The organism is Achromobacter sp. UBA2119 (assembly GCF_002331005.1).
Lineage (GTDB): Bacteria > Pseudomonadota > Gammaproteobacteria > Burkholderiales > Burkholderiaceae_B > Achromobacter > Achromobacter animicus.
Map to the genome: position 1 here is coordinate 26,670 of NZ_DCYD01000001.1, position 24,266 is coordinate 50,935.

Here is a 24,266-nt window from a genome sequence, read left to right on the forward strand (position 1 = left end):
GCCTAGAATGTCGCCCACCAAAATCGCCATCCCCCACCATCTCTCATGTCCGCCGCCCCCACCAGCGCCATCGCTTACGGCCTAGCCACGTTAGCCGCCGACGGCACCATCCTTGACACTTGGTATCCGCGTCCCTCGCTCGCCGACAACGCGCCTCCCACCGGGACTCGTCATCTGACGCCTGAAGAAGCGCGCGCCGCGCTTGGCGAGCACGTTGCCACGGCGCTCGTCCGGGACACGCGCCGCAAGGTCGATATCGTTGCCGTGCGCACCGCCATCTCCTCGCTCGACGAGCCGCCCGTTGATGCCCACGACGCCTATCTGCGTTTGCATCTCCTAAGTCACCGGCTCATCCGGCCGCATGGCGCCAATCTGGATGGGTTGTTTGGCGTGCTCGCCAACGTCGCGTGGACCTCGGTGGGGCCTTGTGCGGTGGATCAGGTTGACGCGCTGCGCTGGCATCTGCGCGCCACCGGGCAGGTGCTGGAAATTCGCGGCGTGGACAAGATTCCGCGCATGACCGATTACGTCGTGGCCAGTGGCGTGCGTATCGCGGACACGGCGCGTGTGCGGCTGGGCGCGCATCTGTCGCCGGGCACCACCGTGCTGCATGAAGGGTTCTGCAATTTCAACGCCGGCACGCTCGGCGCGTCCATGGTCGAAGGCCGCATCAGTGCGGGCGTGATCGTGGACGATGGCACCGATATTGGCGGCGGCGCGTCGATCATGGGGACCATGTCGGGTGGCGGCAAGCAGGTGGTGTCCATCGGCAAGCGTTGCCTGCTTGGCGCCAATTCGGGTATCGGCATTTCGCTGGGCGACGATTGCGTGGTCGAGGCCGGTTGCTACGTCACCGCCGGCACACGGGTGCTGACGCCGGAGGGCGCGGTGGTCAAGGCGGTGTCGCTCGCCGGTCAGCACGGGCTGCTGTTCCGCCGCAATTCGCAGACCGGCGCGGTGGAGGCGCTGGTGCGGACCGCGGCGTGGGGCACGTTGAATCCCGCGCTGCATTCGGGGCACTGAATGGAATATGGCCGCTGCGAGCGGCCATATCAATCATGCGGCGTGCGCTCGGTTACCCGAGCCGGCGCCTTGGCGTCAGGCGTATTCCGCCGTTTGCCCCAGCTGGTTGTACACCAGGTTGACGAAGAGGTCGGAACTCAGGATGCGCGCCACGCGGCATGAGAAGACCGTCTTGCCGCTGTCGTCCTGCAGGGTGACCGTGTCGGTCCAGTCGTTCAGATCGATGGGCTGCAGCGACTCGTAGGGCCACGTGACGCCGTCGATGTGCAGGCCTTGTGCGGACAAGGACACTTCGCGCGTTTCAAGGTTGGGGAATGTGCCGCCGGTGATATGGCGGAACGTGACGCGCGCGCCCTGCTCGGTCAGCGATTCCAGAACCGGCAGCCGGCGCGCCACGTAGTGCGAGCGGAAGCCGTCCATGAACGCGGGGAATTCGTCGATGCCGGTGGCGACAGTCCAGGCGCCTTGCGCGGCGCTGCGGTACGCCAGGCGGTCGGCGGATCCTGCTGGCGCGTCCGGCTGGCCGGTGTAGAGGCAGAGATCCTGGATGTCCGCGAATGCGGTGTAGATGCGGGCGCCGCCTTCCTGGCTGACGACTCCGTTTTCGTGCAATTCAAAGCAATCCGGGGCGCTCCCCGTGCGGGTAAACACCGCGAATGCGTCTATGGCCTGCGGGGTTTCTCTATCTGTCATGCAACTTCCTGAATGGATTGGGGTGCTATCGCGGCCCAGGACGTCGCAATGTCTTGCGAGCCGTATTCTCCCCCATATGCGAAATACGTGCTTGATGACCCCAATTCCCGCACGTTGAACGGAAATCACTCGCCCGGGGGAATCGGCGCGAAACGCATGTGCTGCACGTCGCCGCGTCCGGCGATGATCGCGGTGGATTCGGGTACTTCTTCCCAGACACCGGCCATGTCCGACAGCGGCTCTGACAGCAGCAGGAACGCGTCGTCGTCCATCGCGGCGATCTGCGCGTTGTCCGGGTAGAGTTCGCGCAGGTGGCGCACGCAGGTGTTGTGAAACAGCGTGCGCGAGTCGCCTTCACTGGAATAACGCACCGCGATCAGGCGCTCGCCGTCCAGCGCGCATACGGTCATGTTGATGGGATGCGCCACGCCGTGGCGCCGGCCGGTTTCCTCGACCGCGCCCACCATGCGGGCGATTGCGGGGATCGGGTCTTCGTCCAGGCCGAACGTAAGGGCCAGAAGAAACATCACCTCGGAATCCGTGGAGCCTTCCAGCGATCCGAAATACGCGGGCGCAATCATCAGCATCAGATCACGGCGCAGCAGCGGGTAGTCGCGGATGAGGCCGTTGTGCACGAACAGCCATTGCCCGTGCCGAAAAGGGTGGCAATTGGTCTCTTGCGCGGGGGTATCGGTGGCGGCGCGGATGTGCGCGACGAAGTGCGGTGCGTGGATGGCGCGGGCGGCCTCGCGCAGATTGCGGTCGTTCCAGGCCGGATGCACGCTGCGATAGCGGAACGGCGGTTCGATGGGGCGGCCTTCGATGGGGCGGCTGTACCAGCCCAGCCCGAAACCGTCGCCATTCGTGGTGGTGGCGCCCAGGCGGGAATGCAGGCTTTGTTCGATGAGCGAGTGCTTGGCCTTGAACAGCACGCTCTCCATCTGCAGGGGACTACCGGTGTAAGCCAGCCAACGGCACATGATGCGCTCCTTCTATCCGGATAGGCCAGTGTAGGAGCGGGGCGCGCGTTACTTCAAGCCCGCGGCAGCCCCCTATTTGTTCAGCAGCGCCTTCAGCATGGCCATGCGCTCCTTGGGGCTCATGGCGGCCGTCGCGTCGTCCTCCTGGATGCGCACGTCGCCCAGGCCCATTTCCTCGATGAAGCGCGACGGCTCGCGCACCAGGTCTTCGCGCGCGCGGCGGCGGCGCTTGCACCAGCTCAGGTGCAGGCTGCGCTGCGCGCGCGTGATGCCGACGTACATCAGGCGCCGTTCTTCCTGAATGCGGGTGGCCAGGTTCTCGGCGGCGCGCGCAGGATCGCCGACTTCGTCGTCCTTGCCCAGATGCGGCAGCAGGCCTTCTTCCACGCCGGCCAGGTACACGTGCGGGTATTCGAGGCCCTTGGAGGCGTGCAGCGTGGACATCTTGACGGCGTCGGGCGCTTCTTCCTCGCCGCGCTCCAGCATCGTGACCAGCGCCACGTGCTGCACCAGATCGAAGAGCGACATGTTGTCTTCCTCGGCCTTGCGCTTGAGCCAGCCGGTCAGCTCCAGGACGTTCTGCCAGCGCGTCTGCGCGGGACGCTCTTCGAAGAGTTCGAACAGGTGCCGTTCGTACTGGATGGCTTCGAGCAGGTCGTCGAGGATGGCGCCTGCGGGCTCCGCGGGCGCCGCGTCCTTGCCCGACGCCGCGCCGCGACCGGCGCGCCACTGCATGCGGCGGATGAATTCCGCGAAGGTGCGCAGCTGTTCCAGCTGGCGCGGCGCCAGCACGCTTTCGAGGCCGGTTTCAGCCACGGCGGCCAGCAGCGACAGTTCACGGCTGGCCGCGTACTGGCCCAGCGCCTGCAAGGTGGCCTGGCCGATGCCGCGCTTGGGCGTGGTGGCCGCGCGGATGAAGGCGGGGTCGTCATCGTCGTTGGCCAGCACACGCAGGTAGGCCAGAATGTCGCGCACTTCGGCCTTGTCGAAGAAGCTTTGCCCGCCGGAGATCGTGTACGGAATCTTCAGGTTGCGCAGCGCCTGCTCCAGGATGCGCGACTGATGATTGCTGCGGTAAAGGATGGCGAAATCCTTCCACTGCGCCTGGCGTTCAAAGCGCGCGGCGGACACCTTCATGGCGATGGATTCGGCCTCCTGCTCCTCGCCGTCCATGGCCGAGACCTGGATCGGTTCGCCCACGCCCAGCTCGGACCACAGTTTCTTTTCGAAGAGCTTGGGGTTCTTTTCGATGACCTGGTTGGCGGCTGCCAGGATGCGCTGCACCGAACGGTAGTTCTGCTCCAGCTTGATGAGCTTGATGTTCGGGTAGTCGGTGGTCAGCTTGGCCAGGTTCTCGATGGTGGCGCCGCGCCAGGCGTAGATGGCCTGGTCATCGTCGCCCACGGCGGTGAACATGGCGCGCGGGCCGGTCAACAACTGCACCAGACGGTACTGGCACACGTTGGTGTCCTGGTATTCGTCCACCAGCAGGTAACGCACGCGGTTCTGCCAGCGGGTGCGCACTTCTTCGTTGCTGGCCAGGAGTTGTGCGGGAATGCGGATGAGGTCGTCGAAGTCCACCGCCTGATAGGCGGCCAGCGTGGCGGCGTAGCTGCGATAGACGTTGGCGGCTTCGACGTCGCCCGGGGTGATGGCTTCGCGCGCGGCGTCGTCCGGCTCCAGCAGCGCGTTCTTCCACAGCGAGATGATGCCCTGCACGTGGCGCAGGCGGGCCTTGTCGGTGGTCGCCAGCAGTTCCTGGATGATGCCCATGGCGTCGTCGGCGTCCAGGATGGAGAACGTGGGCTTCAGGCCCGCATTGCGCGCTTCTTCGCGCAGCATCTTCACACCCAGCGAGTGGAAGGTGCTAATGATCAGGCCCTTGGACAGCTTGCGGTCGACCAGCGTCTTCACGCGCTCGTCCATTTCGCGGGCGGCCTTGTTGGTGAAGGTCAGCGCGACGACGTTGCGGCCCATGTAGCCGCATTCGCGCAGCAGGTAGGCGATCTTCTGCGTGATGACGCGCGTCTTGCCGCTGCCGGCGCCTGCCAGGACGAGGCAAGGGCCGTCCAGGTAAAGCGTCGCCTCCCGCTGCGCGGGATTCATGCCGTGGCCAATCGGTTCGCTTGCGGACATTGGAGATTCAGATCGTCATGCGTCGCGGCGGCCATGCCAACGCAGCCGGCAAGCAAGAGGCCTGCCGCTGCCCGTCAATGGGCCGGAAAAACGCGAGAAAAAGGGGACGGGCGCAGCCGCCGCAGCGGGTCTGCCGCGCCGGCGCGATAGAGGAAGACGATCATAGAACAATCGGGTCGAAGGCGCATCGGCGGGTTGCCGCAGAGGCGCCCCACGTGGCCGCAGGCATGCAACACCGGCGCATCGTCGCAGCGGCGAACGGTACGTACACGGGGAGTGCTGCGATGCGCGACAGCCAGCCGGCGGCGCGGGGCGGCGGCGCCCCGTCGCACGAGCGTCCCGCCCTATCGCTTATCAGATTTCCAGCGGATCGACTTCCAGTTGCCAGCGCACGCGCGCCTCGTTCGCCAGATAAGGCAGGTGATGCGACCACGATGCGAGAAACGCCTGCAGCGCCGGCCGGCTGCTGCTTTCGGCCAGCAGCTGCGCGCGCTCGATGTTGGCCACGCGCACGACGCGCAGCGGCACGGGGTCGTACAGCATGATCGCGTCCATGCCGGGAAAATCGGCCGCCCATTCGCCCTCGGGCAGCACGCGGGCCTGCTCAAGGAACGCTTGCGCCACCTTGAGTTCGCGCGCCTCGGCGGTCAGCAGCGCCTGATAGACGTAAGGGGGCAAGCCGGTGCTTTCGCGCTCGTGCAGCGCGTGGCGCGCGAATCCGGCGTAGTCGTGGCGCAGCAAGGCCTGGTACACGGGCTGCTCGGGATAGCCGGTCTGGATCAGCACTTCGCCGTTGCCCTGATGGCGGCCCGCGCGGCCGGCCACCTGCATCAGCTGCGCGAACAGGCGTTCGGGCGCGCGGAAATCATGGGCGAACAGCATGGAGTCCGCATTCAGCACGCCGACCAGCCCCAACCGCGCAAAGTCGTGCCCCTTGGCCACCATCTGCGTGCCGACCAGGATGTCGACCTCGCCGGCGTGCACGGATGCGAACAGCGCTTCGGCGCTGCCCTTCTTGCGCGTGCTGTCGGCGTCGATGCGCAGGATGCGCGCCTCGGGAAAGAGTTCGGCCAGGTGTTCCTCGACCCGCTGCGTGCCGCGGCCCATGGGCGCCAAGTCCTGGTCGCCGCATTCGGGGCAGGCGCGCGGCACGGGGGCCTGATAGCCGCAGTGGTGGCACTGCAGGCGATGGCCGCGAAAGTCCGTGCGATGCAGCACGGTAAAGGCCGTGCAGCGCGGGCAATTGCTGACCCATGCGCAGGACTGGCAATGCAGCACCGGCGAATAACCGCGCCGGTTCAGGAAGATCAGCACCTGTTCCTTGCGCTCGAGCCGCTGGCCGATGGCCTCAAGCAACTGCGGCGACAGCCCTTGCTTCATCTGCAGGCGGCGCGTATCCACCAGGCGGATCTTGGGCAGCTCGCTGGACCGCGCGCGGCCGGGCAACGTCAGGCGCAGGTAACGGCCACGCTCGGCGTGCTGCCAGGTTTCCAACGACGGTGTGGCGGACCCCAGCACGACCGGAATGTTCAGATCGTGGGCGCGCCACACAGCCAGATCGCGCGCCGAATAGCGCAGTCCGTCCTGCTGCTTGTAGGACGTATCGTGTTCTTCGTCGACCACGATCAGGCCCAGCTCGGTCAGCGGGGCGAAGATCGACATGCGCGTGCCCAGCAGCATGCGGGCCTGGCCGCGCTGGGCGCGGGTCCACGCCTGCAGCCGCTCGCCGTCGGACAGCCCGCTGTGCATCACCGCCAGCCCCTCGGGTCCGACCAGCGTTTCCAGGCGTGCCCGCAGCGCGGCTTCGAGCTGCGGCGTCAGATTGATTTCGGGGACCAGCAGCAGCACCTGCCGCCCAGCCGCCAGGACTTTTTCGGCGGCGCGCAGGTAGACCTCGGTCTTGCCGCTGCCCGTCACGCCATGCAGCAGCACCGGCTTGAAGCCGCCGAGCGCGCCGATGGCCTGCACCGCCGCCTCCTGAGCGTCGTTCAGCGCCGGCGGCTGGTCGGGCGTAGCCGGCGCGCGCGCGGTCTTGCGCTTGCGCGCATCCATGCGCGCCACGGGCCCTTCTCCGGACCGCTTGCCCTGGTAGGACGTGGGCTTGCGCAGCGGCGGCGGCAACGTGGGCAGCATCACCTCGCCCAACGGCCGTTGATAGTAGTCCGCCGCAAAGCGCGCCATGCGCAACCACGCTTCGTCAAAAGGTGGCAGATCGTCCAGCACCGCCTCGATCGGACGGATCTGTTTGGGCTCGAAAGACGGCTCTGCGGGGTTGTCGACGACCACCCCAATCATCTTGCGCCGCCCGAACGGAACGATCACCCGCAGGCCGGCCGGAATCGGCGCGTCGCTGCGGTAATCGAACGGGCCGGGCAACGGCACGTCCAGCGCGACGCGCACCCAGCACACCGCTGCGGTGTCGGGATTGGCTTGCGCGTCAGGCATGGAGTCTGGGGACATTCATCTAATGAAATAGGACTAGCCGAAAGGATGAGGACCGCACGGCGCCACGTTGGAGGATTCTCGCTCGCCGCCGCGCCATTGATCCACCGGCGCCTGTGGATAACTTTGGGGAAAAGGCGAGAGCAACATCAGAAAATGGAATATGGCAAGAATGCACAAACTATTGCATGCCTGGTGATAAGCGACATTTTCCGATATAAAACAAGCACTTGAAGCCGGTTTCCAGATTGTAAGCCAGCTTGGGGAGGGTTTTCCCCGACCCCGGATTTTATGTGCACAAGTCGCCCAGGCGGCCCATCTGCTTCGGCCCTTGGGGCCGAAGCGTTCACTTACTTACGCGTGGAAGGCGCGGCTGTACTGGTGGACTTCACCGACCAATTCAGCTACAGCTTCTGGCGGAGTAAAGCGCGAAATGCCATGTCCCAGATTGAACACATGGCCGCCCTTGCCCACCGGGCCAAACGCGTCCAGCACGCGGCGCGCTTCCGCGCGAATGGCGCTGCCACCGCCAAAAAGCGCCATCGGATCCAGGTTGCCCTGGAACGCGACCGAGTCGCCGGTGCGGCGCCGGGCCGCCGCCAGATCCACGGTCCAGTCCAGGCCCACTGCATCGCTGCCACAGGCCGCAATGTCTTCAATCCACTGGCCGCCGCCCTTGGTGAAGACGATGACCGGCACGCGCCGCCCTTCGTGCTCGCGGGTCAAACCGGCGACGACCTTCTTCGTGTAGGCCAGCGAGAACTGCTGGAACAGGCCATCGGCCAGCACCCCGCCCCAGCTGTCGAACAGCATCACTGCCTGAGCGCCGGCCGCGATCTGGCCGTTCAGGTATTGCAGCGTGGCTTCGGCGTTGATTTCGAGGATGCGGTGCAGCAGATCGGGACGCGAATACAGCAGGGTCTTGATGAGACGGTAGTCGTCGCTGCCCTTGCCTTCGACCATGTAACAGGCGATGGTCCACGGGCTGCCGGCAAAGCCGATCAGCGGCACCTTGCCGTCAAGATCACGCCGGATCGTGCTGACCGCGTCGAACACGTACCGCAGCTTGTCCATGTCGGGCACCGCCAGGCGCGCGACGTCTTCTTCGGTGCGGATGGGATGCGCAAAGCGCGGGCCTTCGCCTTCAGCGAAGTCCAGCCCGAGGCCCATCGCGTGGGGCACGGTCAGGATGTCCGAAAACAGGATGGCCGCGTCCAGGTCGTAGCGCTCCAGCGGCTGCAGCGTGACTTCCGAGGCATAGTCCGGATTCTGCGCCAATCCCATGAACGAGCCTGCCCGCGCACGCGTCTCGCGATACTCGGGCAGATAGCGACCCGCCTGGCGCATGAGCCAGATGGGGGTGTAGGGCACGGGTTCGCGCATCAGGGCGCGCAAGAACACATCGTTCTTCAAACGGGGAGCAGACACGGCTAACCTCGATGATCGGAAGCCGTGAGTTTACTTCCCTTGGCTGACAAGGCGGGCCACGCCCGCGTTGACGGGGTTGAGCGGGCGCAATGGGCGGCGGCCGCGGGCGTGCCGCCTGGTTAGCGTCAACCCATGTCGTGCATCCGCGCCGCGGCCAGCGCCGCCTGACGGTAAGGCGCGGCTTCGATGCCGTGCTTGCGCATCAGCGCCCAGAACGCGCGGCGGTGCTTGGAGCACGCACGTGCGGCCTGTGCGACGTTGCCGCCGTGGCGCGACAGCGCGTGACGGATGTATTCGCGCTCGAAGCCGTTCACCACCTGCGCCTTCGCCGCCCGGAATGTTTCTGGCACGCCGCGCCGGTACTGGTGCCGCAAACTGCTCAAGGCGTGCTCGACGATGTCGGCGGGCACCTTGGGACGCGCGGCTCCCGCGCGCGATGCGTGGGGCGGATATGCCGCGTGCTCGGCGCCCTGCACCTCTGCATGCTCGCCCAGATAGTTGACGGGATGTTCATGGACGCTACCCGACACGCCGGCGCGGCGCACGGCGCCGCGGCGAGCCATGCGAACCAGCCGCACCCGCAGGCTCTCGACGCACACCGGCTGCGAGATGAAGTCCGCCGCGCCCAGGCTGAGCAAGTCCAGAATGGCCGGCGCCTTGACGTCGTGGATGAGCAGCAGAACGGGCGTCGTGAGCGCGCCGCGCGCCTGCTGCAAGGCCATGCGGGCCCAGGCGAGCGAGGACGGCGCCACGGGCAGGATGCAAGCGTCATAGCGCCGCAGCGACAACGCCTGCTGTGCAAGGGAGTCCGGAGGCGCTTCGGCAAGCGCCGGCGAAGCCAGGGACACCGGATGCAGCCGCACACGCGTCACCTTGGCCTGATGGCCGGCGATCCAGGCGCCCATCGTCGATTCATGACCGGGCGCCAGCAGCACCCCGCAATCCAGCACGTCTCGCATGCCTTCCTCGTTTGCATCGCAAAAACTGAAGGCTACTGTTGCAGGCCCCGTGCCGACTATTCGTAGTGAACGCATTGCGGCAGGCCGCTACCTGGCGTAGCGCCGTGGGGCGGCGCAGGTTGACGCGGGCCCCACAAAATATCGGACGCATTCAGGTGTCAGACACCCTGCAACAAACAGGAATGAAAAAAAGCGGCCGGAGGGCCGCTTTTTTGTACGCCGGGACATGCCCGGAAACCGCATTGCCGCTTAGTGCGAGCGGCCGCCTTGGCGCAGCTTGCGCGCCGCGATGGCTTGCGCAGCCAGCATGGCGAGCTCGGCTTCGACGACAGCGATGTCAGCCTTGTCCTTGGCGTTGGCCAGGGCCAGTTCGGCCTTCTGGCGCGCTTCCAGGGCGCGGGCTTCGTCGAGGTCGGCGGCACGGATAGCCGTGTCGGCCAGGACCGTCACGCTGCCCGGCTGAACTTCCAGGATACCCCCGGCGACGAAGATGTTTTCCTCGCCTTGGTCGGCACGAACGATCTTGACCGTTCCGGGGCGTATGCGCGAGATCAGCGGGGTGTGGCCGGGCAGAATGCCCAGTTCACCCGACTCGCCAGGCAGAACCACGAACTTCGCCTCGCCGGTGAAGATCGCTTCCTCTGCGCTGACCACATCCACATGCAGGGTAGCCATATCGGTTCCTTATTGCAGTTTCTTGGCCTTCTCGAAGGCCTCGTCGATCGAACCGACCATGTAGAACGCCTGTTCCGGCAGGGAGTCGCACTCGCCGTTGACGATCATCTTGAAACCACGGATGGTTTCGGCCAGCGGAACGTACTTGCCCGGCGAACCGGTGAACACTTCAGCAACGTGGAACGGCTGCGACAGGAAGCGCTGGATCTTACGCGCGCGGGCCACGGCCTGCTTGTCTTCCGGCGACAGTTCGTCCATGCCCAGAATCGCGATGATGTCGCGCAGTTCCTTGTAGCGCTGCAGCGTCTGCTGCACGCCACGGGCAACCGAGTAGTGCTCTTCGCCGACGACTTGCGGGTCGAGCTGGCGGCTGGAGGAGTCGAGCGGATCGACGGCCGGGTAGATACCCAGGGCGGCGATGTCACGCGACAACACGACGGTGGAGTCCAAATGCTGGAAGGTCGTGGCAGGCGACGGGTCGGTCAAGTCGTCCGCAGGGACGTACACGGCCTGGATCGAGGTGATCGAGCCGGTCTTGGTCGACGTGATGCGCTCTTGCAGCTTGCCCATTTCTTCGGCCAGCGTGGGCTGATAACCCACGGCGGACGGCATACGGCCCAGGAGTGCGGACACTTCGGTACCGGCCAGGGTGTAGCGGTAGATGTTGTCCACGAAGAACAGGATGTCGCGGCCTTCGTCACGGAACTTCTCGGCCATCGTCAGGCCGGTCAGCGCCACGCGCAGACGGTTGCCGGGGGGTTCGTTCATCTGACCGAACACCATGGCGACCTTGTCCAGAACGTTCGACTCTTCCATTTCGTGGTAGAAGTCGTTGCCTTCACGGGTACGCTCACCCACGCCGGCAAACACCGACAAACCGCTGTGCTGCTTGGCGATGTTGTTGATGAGTTCCATCATGTTCACGGTCTTGCCCACGCCGGCGCCGCCGAACAGGCCGACCTTGCCGCCCTTGGCGAACGGGCACACCAGGTCAATAACCTTGATGCCGGTTTCCAGCAGTTCCACCGACGGCGACAGTTCGTCGAAACGGGGAGCGGCTTGGTGAATACCACGCTTTTCTTCGTGCTGGATCGGGCCGGCTTCGTCGATGGGACGACCCAGCACGTCCATGATGCGGCCCAGCGTGCCGGTGCCGACGGGCACCGAGATCGGGGCGCCCGTGCCGGTCACCTTCATGCCGCGGCGCAGACCGTCGCTGGAGCCCAGCGCAATGGTACGCACCACGCCGTCGCCCAGCTGTTGCTGCACTTCCAGCGTCAGACCCTTTTCGGCGAACGAGGAACCCTCGTCGGCCAGAGTAAGCGCTTCATAGATCTTGGGCATTTGATCGCGGGGGAACTGAATATCCACCACGGCGCCGATGCACTGAACGATGGTTCCGTTGCTCATGTCGATTCCTTGCTTGATAGCTTTTGACGGGATGCTGCCTGCCTCAAACGGCGGCAGCGCCCCCTACGATTTCCGAAATTTCTTTGGTGATCGCGGCCTGACGGGTCTTGTTGTAGACCAGTTGCAGATCGCCGATGACCTTCTTGGCGTTGTCCGACGCCGCCTTCATGGCGACCATCCGGGCCGACTGCTCCGAAGCCATGTTCTCGGCCACGGCTTGGTACAGCAGGCCTTCAACGTAACGCTGCAGCAGGTCGTCGATCACGCTACGGGCGTCGGGTTCGTAGATGTAATCCCAGCTGTAGTCCGACTTCACTTCCGAAGTCTTGGTCAGGCTATCGGCGCCCGTCTGGTACGGATCTTCCAAACCGCTGGCCAACGGCAGCAGACGCAGGAACAGCGGCTCTTGCTTCATCGTGTTGACGAAACGGGTCGAGGCCACGTACAGCGCGTCGATGCGGCCTTCCAGGTAGGCGTCCAGCTGCACCTTGATCGCGCCCAGCAGGCGGTCGAGTTGCGGCTTGTCGCCCAGTTGCACTTCCTGGGAAACCAGTTTGGCGCCGATACGGGTCAGCACACCCACGCCCTTGTTGCCGAAAGCGGTCGCCTGCACGGCGATGCCGGCTTTCTCGAACTCTTTCAGCTTGCCCAACGTCACACGCGTGATGTTGGTGTTCAAGCCGCCGCACAAACCCTTGTCGGTCGTCACCATGACCACGCCGACCGCCTTGATTTCGCGTTCGACCAGGTACGGGTGGCTGTACTCGGGATTGGCCTGCATCAGGTGCGCAGCAATCTCGCGCACCTTGGTGGCGTACGGACGGCCTGCACGCATCCGCTCCTGCGCCTTGCGCATCTTGGATGCGGCGACCATTTCCATCGCCTTGGTGATCTTGCGCGTGTTTTGCACGCTCTTGATCTTGGTTCGGATTTCCTTAATTCCGGGCATTGCGCTTTCCTGTGAAGACTGGCCGATGGGTTCCGCTCGCGCCTCAACCATCCGGGAAGGATGGGTGAGGCGCCTGGGACGCCTAACCCATCACTTTCTTAAAAAGCACCGTGCTTCTTGAATTCCTGAACGGCGGCGGCCAGTTCGGCCTCGTCGTCCTTGGACAGTTCCTTGGTGTCTTCGATGCGCTGGATCAGAGCAGCGTGCTTGCTCTTGAGCTGATCCTTCAGCGACTTCTCGAACGACAGCACTTGGGCCACGTCCACGTCATCCAGGTAGCCGTTGTTGACCGTGTACAGCGTGACGGCCAGTTCCCACACTTGCAGCGGCTGGTATTGCGGCTGCTTGAGCAGTTCAACGACGCGCTTGCCGCGCTCGAGCTGGCGACGGGTGGCGTCGTCCAGATCGGAGGCGAACTGCGCGAAGGCGGCCAGTTCACGATACTGCGCCAAGTCGGTACGGATACCGCCGGACAGCTTCTTGACGACCTTGGTCTGGGCAGCGCCACCGACGCGCGACACCGAGATACCGGCGTTGATTGCGGGGCGGACACCGGCGTTGAACAGGTCGGTTTCCAGGAAGATCTGGCCGTCGGTGATCGAGATCACGTTGGTCGGAACGAAGGCCGACACGTCGCCTGCCTGGGTTTCGATGATCGGCAGCGCGGTCAGCGAACCGGTCTTGCCCTTGACGGCGCCTTCGGTGAACTTCTCGACGTACTCTTCGTTGACGCGAGCAGCACGCTCCAGCAGACGCGAGTGCAGGTAGAACACGTCGCCCGGGTAGGCTTCGCGGCCCGGCGGACGGCGCAGCAGCAGCGAGACCTGACGGTAGGCCCAGGCTTGCTTGGTCAGATCGTCATAAACGATCAGGGCGTCTTCGCCACGATCGCGGAAGTATTCGCCCATCGTGCAGCCGGCGTAAGCGGCCAGGTACTGCATGGCGGCGGAGTCGGAAGCCGAGGCGGCCACGACGATGGTGTATTCCATCGCGCCGTGCTCTTCGAGCTTGCGGACCACGTTGTTGATCGTCGAAGCCTTCTGGCCGATAGCGACGTACACGCAGGTGACGCCCTTGCCCTTCTGGCTGATGATCGTGTCGACGGCCACGGCGGTCTTGCCGGTCTGGCGGTCGCCAATGATCAGTTCGCGCTGGCCACGGCCGATGGGAACCATCGAGTCGATAGCCTTGACGCCGGTTTGCAGCGGCTGCGACACCGAGCGGCGGGCGATAACGCCAGGCGCCACTTTTTCGATGATGTCGGTTTCTTTGGCGTTGACGGGGCCCTTGCCATCGATGGGCTCGCCCAGCGTGTTGACCACGCGGCCTTTCAGTTCCGGACCGACCGGAACTTCCAGAATGCGGCCGGTCGTCTTGACCTGGTCGCCTTCGGAAACGCCGGTGTAGTCGCCCAGAATAACGGCGCCGACGGAATCACGCTCGAGGTTGAGCGCCAGACCGAAAACGTTGTTGGGGAATTCGAGCATTTCGCCCTGCATCACGTCGGACAAGCCGTGGATGCGGGTAATACCGTCGGTCACGGACACGACGGTGCCCTGAGTACGGACATCAGCCGAAGCGCCCAGGCCCTCGATGCGGCTCTTGAGCAGTTCGCTGATCTCGGAGGGATTGAGTTGCATATTGACTCCTGGAATCCTGTTAGTAGCCTTAAGCGGCGAGCTGATCGCGCATGCGGACCAATTGGGCTTGTACGGAAGTATCGAGCACCTGGTCGCCGACGGCCACGCGCACGCCGCCGATCAACGACGGGTCGACGGTAACGCTGGGCTTGAGCTTGAGGCCGAATTTTTGTTCGAGCGCGCCGACCAGATCCTTGACCTGGGCATCGCTGAGCTCGAACGCGCTGGTGATTTCCGCCTGCGCCGTGCCTTCGTGACGATTCCGCAGCGCGACGAATTGCGAGGCGATCTCGGGCAGCAGCAGCAACCGGTCGTTTTCGACCAGCAGCTCGATGAAATTACGGGCGGCCTGCGGAAAATCGGCCTTGATCAGGCCGGTAAACAGTTCGACGCGCTGCTTGTCGCCCAGACGCGGGTCGGCCATGGCCTCGCGCACGTCGGGGTTGGAGGCGACCTGAGCCATTACGCTGACCAGGTCGGCCCACGCCGGCAAACCGGCCTTGTCGTCGCGCGCTGCGCTGAAGAGCGCTTCAGCGTAGGGCCGGGCAACAGTGGAAAGTTCAGCCATGACGGTCCCGGATTAGAGCTGCGCGCGGAGCTGGTTCAGCAGCTCGGCGTGTGCGCGGGCGTCAACCTCGCGCTTGAGGATCTGTTCAGCACCCTTGACGGCCAGCGCGGCGACGTCGTCGCGCAACGCTTCGCGGGCGCGCTGGACTTCCTGCGCGGCATCCTGGGCAGCCTGCGCCACGATGCGGGCACGTTCGGCTTCCGCTTCGCGGCGGGCCTGTTCGATCAGGGAGGCGGCTTGCTTCTCGGCCTCGATGATGCGTGCGTGGTTTTCGGACTTGGCAGAAGCCTCGATCAGACTGACGCGCGCCTGGGCTTGAGCCAAGTCGGCTTTGCCCTTCTCGGCGGCGGCCAGGCCGTCGGCGATTTTTTGGCGGCGCTCGTCCATCGCCTTCGTCAGGGGAGGCCACACGAATTTCATCGTGAACCAGCCCAGAACGAAGAACACGAGCATCTGGAAAATGATCGTCGCGTTCAGATTCACGGTCGTTCCTTTAACACCTTGCGGCTCCGACCGCACCCGGAAAGGGGCGTCGCGGAGCACTCGATACTTTGCTGACCGGCGATGGAGCCGTTGCTCTCATCGCCGCCAGCGTCATGACCCACCTATTTGCCGGCGGGCGGTGCCTTAGCCGACGAACGGGTTGGCGAAGGCGAACAGCATGGCGATACCCACGCCGATCAGGAATGCCGCGTCGATCAGGCCAGCCAGCAGGAACATCTTCGTTTGCAGAGCGTTCATCAGTTCAGGCTGACGAGCCGAAGCTTCCAGATACTTGCCGCCCATCAGTGCGATGCCGATGCAAGCGCCGATAGCGCCCAGACCGATGATAAGACCGCAAGCGAGGGCAACGAAAGCGACGTTGGTCATGACAACTCCTTGGTTAGAAATCTGAAGTCAAAAATTGAAAAATAAGAGGTACAGCTCAATGCAAGATAATCTTGCTATCCGATGCCGGCCGGGTGGCCGACACCGGAAATTCGGGGGATCAGTGGCCTTCGTGAGCCTGGCCGAGGTACACCAGCGTCAGCATCATGAAGATGAAGGCCTGGAGCAGAACGATCAGGATGTGGAAGATTGCCCAGATCGAGCCGGCCAGGATGTGGCCGATGCCCAAGCCGATGCTGGCGCCGTTGAAGCCGGTCCAGGCGCCGCCCAGGAGAGCGATCAGCATGAAGATCAGTTCGCCGGCAAACATGTTGCCGAACAACCGCATGCCCAGCGACACGGACTTGGCGGCGTATTCGATCAGGTTCAGCAGCAGGTTGAACGGAGCCAGCACGATGGCGCCCAGGCCATGCGCATGGAACGGCGCGGTGAACAGTTCTTTGACGAAGCCGCCCGGCTGCTTGATCTTGATGCCGTAGTAGAACATCAGGAGCAGCACGCCCAGCGACATGCCCATCGGCACGTTCAGGTCGGCGGTCGGCAGAATGCGGTGGTAATAGAGGGGATCGCCGTGCTCAGCACCCAGGCCGGTCAGGCGCCAGATGGAGGGCAGCAGGTCGACGGGCAGCAGGTCCAGCGCGTTCATCAGGATGATCCAGAGGAACACGGTCAGGGCCAGCGGGGCGATGAAAAGACGGCTCTTGGCATTGTGGACAATGCCCTTGGCCTGGTCATCGACCATGTCGACGATCATTTCCACGAAAGCCTGGAAGCGGGAAGGAACGCCGCTGGTGGCGCGGCGCGCAGCGCGCCACAGGAAGAAAATGACGATCAGGCCCATCAGGCCGGACCAGAACAACGAGTCGTAATTGATGATGTCGAACTGAGCAATAGCGCTCTGTTTCTCACCCGTATTGTTCAGATGCACCAAGTGATGCTGAATATACGCGGATTGAGGCGACACGTCGCTGGCAGCAGCCATTTGAACCTATCCTATTTGCTGTATGCCCGGTCCTTGCGAACCGGACGATTCCACGATTTCGTTTGCCGCAACTTACTCGGCGCTAAGACAGCCTGCGGAACATCAGAAGCAGGAGATAGCCTTTCAATGTGAGTATCAGACCGAGCAACGCGGCAGGCCACACAAGCCAGTCCTGCGTCACACGCGAAAGCAGCCACAACAGCAATGCCGTTGCGAACAACTTGATCAACTCACCAGAGAGAAAGGTAAAGGGACTGGCCTTACCGGCCCGAACGCTGACAGCCAGGCGCAATGCGAACAACGCATTGGGTATGAAATACGCTCCTGCCCCCGCCAGCGCCGACCAACCTGCCGCCGCCCCTCCGACAACAACCCCCGCTATTACTGCTGCTGCGAGCCCCATGGCGCCTTGCGCCGCCAATGCCAACAAGAGCCCACGGCCAGCTTGCGCATTCAGCGCCGCGCGATCCGCGTCACTGAGTACCAGAACTTCCACCACGTCCGGATCGATCGAATCCTGATCCAGACTGGGCTTCAGACCGGGTTTCAGCCCCTGCACTTGTTGCCCCTGCTGCATGGAGTTCTGCTGCATCAAACTTCCCCGCTTAACTTGGCCCTGAGGGAATCGACGCGCTTTTTTAGGCGCATGTTTCTTATCCCGCAAGCGTCAAACCCGCAGAGTATAGCGTGGTTTTTTGCACCCTAGCAAATGAACTTTCGGCCGTTTGTAAGGCGGCAACAACGCCGACTTGCGGCGGGAAAATTGGGGACGAGCGAGCGGCCGGCGAAGACAAGTCCCCAGCTCGCGCCCCATATGAAAAGGCGCGCGGCCCATTACTGGAACCGCGCGCCCGATGGGCTTTGCAGATGCGCGCTTGGCAGAGCGCGCTTGCCGGATCTTAGTCTTCCTTGACCGGCGGCGGCGCCCACTGCCCGTCCAGGGCGCTGTTCTGCGGCGCATAGAGACGCATGCTGAGCACGAACGGACCATCGGCGGCCGGCGTGCTGACCCAGTTGGCGCGCTTGGACTCGCCCGGATCACGGCGCTGGACGTAGATGTCGAGCGAGCCGTCGGCGTTGTACTTCAGGCCGTCGGTGCTGCGGATCACGTAGCGGTTAGCCGGATTTTCGGCAAAGCCGTACTTGCTGTTGTAGACATGCAGCGACCAGAGCTGCGCCGGGGGCAGTTGACCCTTGTCGAAGTGCAGCACGTAGTCTTCGTTCGAGTCCAGCGGACGGCCCTTCGAATCAGACACGGTGACCGGATACAGCACGTCTTCCGGCGTCGGCGCGCCCAGGCCGGCGTAGGCGATGGCGGCGCGGCGCGTGTAGTCGGTGCCATAGGTGCCGATGCCCGTCAGCACGGTGTTCCAGCCGTTGATCGGCGTGGCCAGGCGCGAGACGTTGTCGGCGATACGGCGGCCCGCCAGCGGTTGCGCATCCGTCAGGGCCTGCTGCACGGCCGGGCTCAGACGGCCATACGAGAAGGGCTGACGGTCATCCAGGCCGATGCGGCGCATGCGGTCAAGCATGGGCGTGTCGTTGGCATGCGGCGGGTTGTTGCGCAACGCGTCGAAGAACACGGCAAAGAAGGAGGCGGCATCCATGCCCGCGACCTGCTCGGCCGGGGTGCCATCGGGCACGGTGGTCGCCGGGGCCGGCATGGGCAGCGTGCTGCCGATCGGTGCGGTGCCGACACTGGAGCCGGTCTGCGGGAAGGCGTTGCCGGCATTGCGGCCGCGCGGCGTGGTGGCCGGGGTCACGGGCACCAGCAGCGGACGCGCCGTCATGCCGGACTGGATCTGATTGACCGCGGCGTAGTCCTGCGGACCGCCGGCCTGCGTCCAGCCGATCAGCCAGCCGGTCGAGGTCGGGGCGCGGATCACGTCGACGCCCGCCGGCACGGTGCCGTTCCAATGCGGACCGACGATGGCGAAGGACTGGGCGCCATGGCCGTTGGTGCGCGTGCCGCGCGAGGCGAAGACGTCGCTCCACATGTCCAGCGCGGACAGCACGGTGTAGCGGCCGCCGGTGTCAGGCAGGCTGATGATGAGCGGGGCGCGCGAGACGTCGAACCACAGGCTGGAATACAGCGCGTCGGCGCTGGGCCACGGCGCGTCGGTGGCACGCGGGTCGGGGAACGCGGCCTTGTGGCCGAACTGGTTCATCGGCGCCTTGCCGTCCAGCGGGCTCTGCACGGCCGTGGCCTGGCGGCGGGCCAGTTCCATCAGCACCATGGGGTACGCATAGACGTAGGCGTCGATGGCGGTGTCGCGCAACTCGGCCTCGCTCATCTGCGGTGCGGCGGCCTGGCCGGCCTGATAAGGCGTCTCGGAGACCAGCCGCAGCGTGGACTGCGGCGATTGAGCCTGGGCAACATTCAGAAAGCAGACGCTGAGCGCGCCGGCGAGCGCAGCCGTGGACAGCCGGCGGGTAGCGGTAGGTATACGCATGCAAGGCTCCTTCTTGATTTTGTTTGCAATCGAGCCGCCGCGCGGGACTTGCCAGTGTGGGGGGGCAAGCCGCTCTGGCGCGGCACCTCGGGATGACGCTCAATCAGGATAGGGCCGAAGTCTGCAACAAGGTGCTAGCCAGAAGTTTCAAGGCGAAACCTGGGGATTGCCCGTAGATTGCCATGAAAAAGCGCGCCGTCATAGGGCGCGCGGGGCAATGAAGGGCCTGCTGTGGATGCAGGCCCGGACGTAACAAGGATTAACGGTGTTTGAAGTCGGGTTTGCGCTTTTCGGTGAACGCGGCCATGCCTTCCTTCTGGTCTTCCGTGGCAAAGAGCGAGTGGAAGACGCGGCGTTCGAACAACAGACCTTCGTTGAGCGAACCCTCGAACGCGCGGTTGACGCATTCCTTGGCCATCATGACGGAGGGCAGCGACATGGAGGCAATGACGGTGGCGGCGTCGAGCGCTTCTTCGAGCAGCTTGTCGGCGGCGACAACGCGCGAGACGAGACCGGCGCGTTCGGCTTCTTCGGCGCCCATCATGCGGGCGGTCAGCGCGAGGTCCATGGCCTTGGCCTTGCCGACGGCGCGCGGCAGGCGTTGCGTGCCGCCGGCGCCGGGGATGACGCCGAGCTTGATTTCGGGCTGGCCGAACTTGGCGGTGTCGGCGGCGATGATGATGTCGCACATCATGGCGAGTTCGCAGCCGCCGCCGAGCGCATAGCCGCCGACCGCGGCGATGACCGGCTTGCGGATGCGCTTGAGGGTTTCCCAGTTGCGGGTGATGTATTCGCTGCCGTAGACGTCCATGTAGGACCAGTCTTTCATGGCGCCGATGTCAGCGCCGGCGGCAAAGGCCTTTTCGCTGCCGGTGATGACGACGCAGCCGATTTCGGGATCGGCCTCGAACGCGAGCAGCGCGGCGCCGAGTTCATCCATGAGCTGATCGTTCAGCGCGTTGAGCGCCTTGGGACGATTCAGCGTCAGCAGGCCGACTCGGCCCCGGGTTTCGACCAGTACAAACGACTCGCTCATGAATGTCTCCGGTAATAAGATATGAGCCATGAAAAAAATTGATGACGTACCGCCCATACTTTACCGCCTTGCGCCGCACGATCCCGCCGGCCACCGCTACCGGATAACCCTTACGATCGCATCGCCCTCGCCCGCGGGCCAGCGCCTGTCGCTGCCGGCATGGATTCCGGGCAGCTACCTGATTCGCGATTTCTCGCGGCAGATCGAGTCGCTGACCGCGTATTCGGGAACGCGGCGGGTGAATGTCGACAAAACAGACAACCACACGTGGCAGGCAGCGCCTTGCGAGGGGCCGCTGCGGATTGAATACACGGTGTATGCGTGGGATCTGTCGGTGCGCGGCGCGCATCTGGACGAGACGCACGGGTTCTTCAACGGTACGAGCGTGTTCCTGCGCGTGCAGGGCCAGGACCATGAACCCTGCCTGGTGGACCTGGCGCCGCCGCGAGGCATCGACGGCTGGAAGGTGTACACGAGCCTGCCAGAGGCCGCAGGCCACAAGGGCGCGGCGCGGCGGCACGGCTTCGGGCTGTATCTGGCGCCGGACTATGACGCGCTGATCGATCACCCGGTCGAAATGGGCACGCCGCAGGTGTCGCGATTTGTGGCGCACGGCGCGGAGCACGAACTGGTGTTCACGGGGGTCGCGCCGAATCTGGATCTGGCGCGGATTACGGAAGACGTGAAGAAAATCTGCGAGACGCAGATTGCGTTTTTCGAACCGCGCACGAAGCGGGCGCCGTTCCTGGACAGCGCGGACCGCTATGTGTTCATGACGATGGTGACGGGCGACGGCTACGGCGGTCTGGAGCATCGCGCAAGCACGGCACTGATGACGGCGCGCAAGGACCTGCCGGTGCTGGGCCAGCAAGGCCAGGGCGACGGCTACCGGGGATTCCTTGGGCTGGTGAGCCACGAGTATTTCCATACGTGGAACGTGAAGCGGATCAAGCCGGATGTGTTCGCGCCTTACGATCTTTCGCAACCGGATCTGACGCGGTTGCTGTGGGTGTTTGAGGGGTTCACGTCCTATTACGACGATCTGCTGCTGTTGCGCTCGGGCGCGATCACGCGTGCGGATTATCTGCGTCTGCTGGGCAAGACGATCACAAGCGTGGCGCGCACGCCGGGGCGGCATAAGCAGTCGGTTGCCGAAAGCTCTTTCGACGCTTGGACGCGGTATTACAAGCAGGACGAGAATTCGCCGAACGCGTTGGTGAGCTATTACACGAAGGGCGCGTTGGTGGCGCTGGGGTTGGATCTGCTGATCCGGGACGAATCTTCTGGCGCGCGTTCGCTGGATGATGTGATGCGGTTGTTGTGGGATCGCTATGGGCGGGATTTCTATCGGGGCAAGCCGCAGGGGTTGCCGGAGGATGGATTGCCCGCGCTGATCGAGGAAGCGACGGGCGTGGATACGCGCCGGTTCATCGCTCGCCATGCTTACGGGACGGCGGATGTGCCGTTGGCTGACTTGCTTGAAACGCAGGGAGTGAAGCTGCAGTGGAAGGCGTCGGCCAATATTCCGTCATTGGACGTGCGGACGCGCAAGCAAGGTGAGTCACTGACGCTGGCGACTGTTCTTGAAGGCGGGGCTGGGCATAAGGGTGGGTTATCTGCCGGGGATGTGCTGGTGGCGATCGATGGGCTGCGGGTGGATGCGCCGGCGGGGTTGGAGTTGTTGCTGGCGCAGTACCGGGCTGGGGATCGGGTGAATGTGCATGTGTTTCGGCGGGATGAACTGAGGGAGTTTCGGGTGCGGTTGAGTGGGCCTGAGGCTTCGGAGTGTGTGTTGGTTTGAGGCTTTTGGCTTGCCGGAGGGCTCTATAAAACATCCCAAACGGCGAAAGCTAAAAGCAGGAACCGCAGCAGTCGGCTAGCGAACGGTCCGTTCTGGGAAAGCGGGCCAAGTCGTCGGCTTCGCCCGCCTTCACGGTGCGGTTCGTGATTCAAGATCCATATCCGCGGGCCACTGCACTCTCGGGGCGAGGCGTAAGGCGATGTTGTAGGGAGCCACGTCGTTCGCATCCCGAGGGTCGGCACGATCAGGGTCGAGGCCTTGGATGCCGTTCTGCATGTAGGCGCACACGTAGGCCCAGAAATTGGAGGTATTCGCAGCGTCAGTATTTAAGTGGAAGCGCGTCACGACGTTGTTGGTACCCGGTTCCACAACCGCGATGGAGACGCCCTCCTTGATGATGAGACCTCCGCCCGGCGTCGCGCCGCGGACCTTCCATTGCTCCGCGCGCAAGTTGTCCCAGTCGTAACTCGCTGTGGTAACGCATCCGCGATCAAACGGATTCCACCAGATTGAATGGAAGTCATAGACGTAGGCCTTGCGGCGTAGACGGTTGAAGCGAAGCGGGAGATCGCGGGGGGGGGACACCTCGGAACGGTAGATAGCACACGCCGCCCAGGCGTTGAGGGTAAGTGTGCTTACGTGCAGTAGGGAAATACCTGCAATTTCAAGCGCGCTCCTCCCTGCCGCCGCACTTGCTGGAAAAATATCCCATACGGCGAAACCTAGAAGCAGGAGGAACATCAATCCGAGCAGTAGTGAAAAGAAAAAGCAAACACCGCGGATACTCGACGTATTTCGAGCGAACTCGACATACGTCTCATCCATTTTCGTAGGCGCCTGCCAGAGCAGCATGGGGGGCTCTTCGATAGGGGCATTAGGCCCAGGCAGGTCGCGTTGCCAGCCGACGCAAGACGGGTTCAGTTGAGGTCTTGCCATCAGAGGACCTCTGTAATTTCCATGGCAGCAAAGCGCGAGCTGTCACTCTTATCCGGCCAGAATGCCACGACAAATGTTGCCGATTTGATCTTGTTGATGGGATCCAGCCAGTATCGGCCGCTGAGGATTGGCAGTTCCGATGTTGGTTTCGTCTCGTTAACCAGTGTGTAATCGGGGTGATTTATGGCGGAAGCATGAACGGCGTGGGCGGTATCGTTGACGTGCCCAGATGCCATGACGTGGGAAATCAGAATCGGGCTTCGTTTGCCGTCTTGTGCGAGGCCAAAACGCTCAGTGGTGAGGGTGAAGCGGTAGCGGGATCGTTCAGCATCGAAGCCGGGTAAGGTCGCACTGTAAACAAGCGCCTTTGTTTTCTTGACTGCGCCGCGGTTTTTGAGCACTTCGATGTCTTCGCTGTAGAACTCATCTGTCGATAACACTCGATCTTCATCACAGAAGTGGAGGCCGACATCCATTCCAAGCACCGCAGCATTAAGTGCGGCAATGGCGACGTCCATGTCTTCCGGATTGCGCCAGCGGCTATTGGCGCCTGTTCGGCCGAAGTAGCAGCGCTGGGCCCACTTTTCGATGGCGTCAGATTCGAGGTTTTTCGCAATTTTCGATATCGCGAAAGCGACGATTCCAATAACTATGCCGGCACCCAACCCCCCGAACAAGGACAGTGATCGCACACCTCCCCAAAAAATCACAAGTGCCCCAGTAATTGACAAACCGCCGGAGAATACGTGGTACGGGGTGACACTTACATCACCTGCTTTTGCTACGCGTATAGCAGCACTAAAACTGGCACCAGCATCCGCAATCCCCGCCAAAGCCGATATCGCTCCACCCACCATCACCATCTTCGAGCCTAACCCCACCACACGCGTGAGCACAGGAGTTTTCTCCGCGCCCCAGCGCAACATGAACCCCCTGGCAGCGTCCGCCGGAATCTTGATCGCCAGTCCCGCCGCTTCGACACTTGCTCCCATGAAACCGAGCGAAACGCTATAAAATGCCGCGACGGCCTCGGGATGCTTTGCTCCCACCTTCGCATCCAGGTCGGCAATCGCGCTTTTCAAACTGTCTCGTAGAAAGTACAGCCCGATAAAAGACAAGCCGCCGTCCACGCTACCGACGGCCAGGCCCTTTAAGCTCGCAAAGGTGCTGCCGGCGACACGTCGAGCTCCCGCTGCGCCAACCTGCATTCCATTTAGCACCGCGGCCGCTGCGGGTTCCAGATTTCTCAGGCCGGCATTAACTTGAC

General features: G+C 63.7%; 21 protein-coding genes. 2 read left to right on the forward strand and 19 right to left on the reverse strand.

The window, feature by feature from the left end; all coding sequences use genetic code 11:
- Window positions 1-45: 45 nt before the first annotated feature.
- Window positions 46-1,023 (forward strand): 2,3,4,5-tetrahydropyridine-2,6-dicarboxylate N-succinyltransferase, encoded by a 978-nt coding sequence (gene dapD / locus B3098_RS00115; protein WP_279976130.1) that lies wholly within the window; start codon window positions 46-48, stop codon window positions 1,021-1,023.
- Window positions 1,024-1,098: 75 nt separating this feature from the next.
- On the opposite strand, the gene B3098_RS00120 is transcribed toward dapD, so the two are convergent.
- From B3098_RS00120 to B3098_RS00200, 17 genes are all read right to left on the reverse strand, one after another.
- A complete protein-coding gene (locus B3098_RS00120) occupies window positions 1,099-1,716 on the reverse strand; it encodes a hypothetical protein (protein ID WP_286888762.1) in 618 nt (205 codons plus the stop codon).
- Window positions 1,717-1,841: 125 nt separating this feature from the next.
- Entirely contained in the window at window positions 1,842-2,696 is an 855-nt protein-coding gene (locus B3098_RS00125; protein ID WP_175125103.1) for a class II glutamine amidotransferase, read from the reverse strand.
- Between the two features lie 72 nt (window positions 2,697-2,768).
- The gene (locus tag B3098_RS00130) at window positions 2,769-4,832 is read right to left on the reverse strand and encodes a UvrD-helicase domain-containing protein (protein WP_191576466.1); all 2,064 of its coding nucleotides are present in this window, start codon (window positions 4,830-4,832) and stop codon (window positions 2,769-2,771) included.
- Window positions 4,833-5,186: 354 nt separating this feature from the next.
- A complete protein-coding gene (locus tag B3098_RS00135; RefSeq protein WP_246283016.1) occupies window positions 5,187-7,277 on the reverse strand; it encodes a primosomal protein N' in 2,091 nt (696 codons plus the stop codon).
- A gap of 351 nt (window positions 7,278-7,628) precedes the next feature.
- A complete protein-coding gene (gene hemE, locus B3098_RS00140) occupies window positions 7,629-8,702 on the reverse strand; it encodes a uroporphyrinogen decarboxylase (RefSeq protein ID WP_286888770.1) in 1,074 nt (357 codons plus the stop codon).
- Between the two features lie 125 nt (window positions 8,703-8,827).
- Window positions 8,828-9,661, reverse strand: coding sequence for a helix-turn-helix domain-containing protein (locus B3098_RS00145; RefSeq protein ID WP_279976135.1), 834 nt, complete (start codon window positions 9,659-9,661; stop codon window positions 8,828-8,830).
- A gap of 249 nt (window positions 9,662-9,910) precedes the next feature.
- Window positions 9,911-10,336, reverse strand: coding sequence for a F0F1 ATP synthase subunit epsilon (locus B3098_RS00150; RefSeq protein ID WP_056327609.1), 426 nt, complete (start codon window positions 10,334-10,336; stop codon window positions 9,911-9,913).
- Between the two features lie 9 nt (window positions 10,337-10,345).
- The gene (gene atpD, locus B3098_RS00155) at window positions 10,346-11,746 is read right to left on the reverse strand and encodes a F0F1 ATP synthase subunit beta (protein ID WP_175125099.1); all 1,401 of its coding nucleotides are present in this window, start codon (window positions 11,744-11,746) and stop codon (window positions 10,346-10,348) included.
- A 43-nt stretch (window positions 11,747-11,789) separates the two neighbouring features.
- Entirely contained in the window at window positions 11,790-12,695 is a 906-nt protein-coding gene (atpG, locus tag B3098_RS00160; protein WP_191576463.1) for a F0F1 ATP synthase subunit gamma, read from the reverse strand.
- Between the two features lie 98 nt (window positions 12,696-12,793).
- Window positions 12,794-14,335 carry a F0F1 ATP synthase subunit alpha gene (gene atpA / locus B3098_RS00165; RefSeq protein ID WP_105237121.1) on the reverse strand — a complete coding sequence of 514 codons (1,542 nt, stop codon included), beginning with the start codon at window positions 14,333-14,335 and terminating at the stop codon, window positions 12,794-12,796.
- Window positions 14,336-14,363: 28 nt separating this feature from the next.
- Entirely contained in the window at window positions 14,364-14,903 is a 540-nt protein-coding gene (locus B3098_RS00170) for a F0F1 ATP synthase subunit delta (protein WP_175139473.1), read from the reverse strand.
- A 12-nt stretch (window positions 14,904-14,915) separates the two neighbouring features.
- Window positions 14,916-15,386 carry a F0F1 ATP synthase subunit B gene (locus tag B3098_RS00175; RefSeq protein ID WP_008167494.1) on the reverse strand — a complete coding sequence of 157 codons (471 nt, stop codon included), beginning with the start codon at window positions 15,384-15,386 and terminating at the stop codon, window positions 14,916-14,918.
- Between the two features lie 144 nt (window positions 15,387-15,530).
- Window positions 15,531-15,773, reverse strand: coding sequence for a F0F1 ATP synthase subunit C (gene atpE, locus B3098_RS00180; RefSeq protein ID WP_003815363.1), 243 nt, complete (start codon window positions 15,771-15,773; stop codon window positions 15,531-15,533).
- 118 nt (window positions 15,774-15,891) lie between these two features.
- The gene (atpB, locus tag B3098_RS00185) at window positions 15,892-16,773 is read right to left on the reverse strand and encodes a F0F1 ATP synthase subunit A (RefSeq protein ID WP_056564907.1); all 882 of its coding nucleotides are present in this window, start codon (window positions 16,771-16,773) and stop codon (window positions 15,892-15,894) included.
- An 82-nt stretch (window positions 16,774-16,855) separates the two neighbouring features.
- A complete protein-coding gene (locus B3098_RS00190; RefSeq protein WP_349677706.1) occupies window positions 16,856-17,272 on the reverse strand; it encodes an ATP synthase subunit I in 417 nt (138 codons plus the stop codon).
- Window positions 17,273-17,672: 400 nt separating this feature from the next.
- Window positions 17,673-19,226 carry a DUF1254 domain-containing protein gene (locus B3098_RS00195; RefSeq protein ID WP_175125097.1) on the reverse strand — a complete coding sequence of 518 codons (1,554 nt, stop codon included), beginning with the start codon at window positions 19,224-19,226 and terminating at the stop codon, window positions 17,673-17,675.
- Between the two features lie 259 nt (window positions 19,227-19,485).
- A complete protein-coding gene (locus B3098_RS00200) occupies window positions 19,486-20,262 on the reverse strand; it encodes an enoyl-CoA hydratase (RefSeq protein WP_175139475.1) in 777 nt (258 codons plus the stop codon).
- 28 nt (window positions 20,263-20,290) lie between these two features.
- Between B3098_RS00200 and B3098_RS00205 the strand changes: the two genes are divergently transcribed.
- Complete coding sequence (locus tag B3098_RS00205; protein ID WP_175125095.1) at window positions 20,291-22,063, forward strand: M61 family metallopeptidase; 1,773 nt, start codon at window positions 20,291-20,293, stop codon at window positions 22,061-22,063.
- Window positions 22,064-22,192: 129 nt separating this feature from the next.
- Here the strand turns inward: B3098_RS00205 and B3098_RS00210 are convergent, their stop codons facing one another.
- On the reverse strand, window positions 22,193-22,915 hold the full coding sequence (locus tag B3098_RS00210; protein WP_286889939.1) for a DUF6708 domain-containing protein: 723 nt from the start codon (window positions 22,913-22,915) through the stop codon (window positions 22,193-22,195).
- Between the two features lie 83 nt (window positions 22,916-22,998).
- Window positions 22,999-24,266 (reverse strand): hypothetical protein (locus B3098_RS00215; RefSeq protein WP_286889941.1); only part of this gene is annotated, 1,268 nt, incomplete at its 5' end.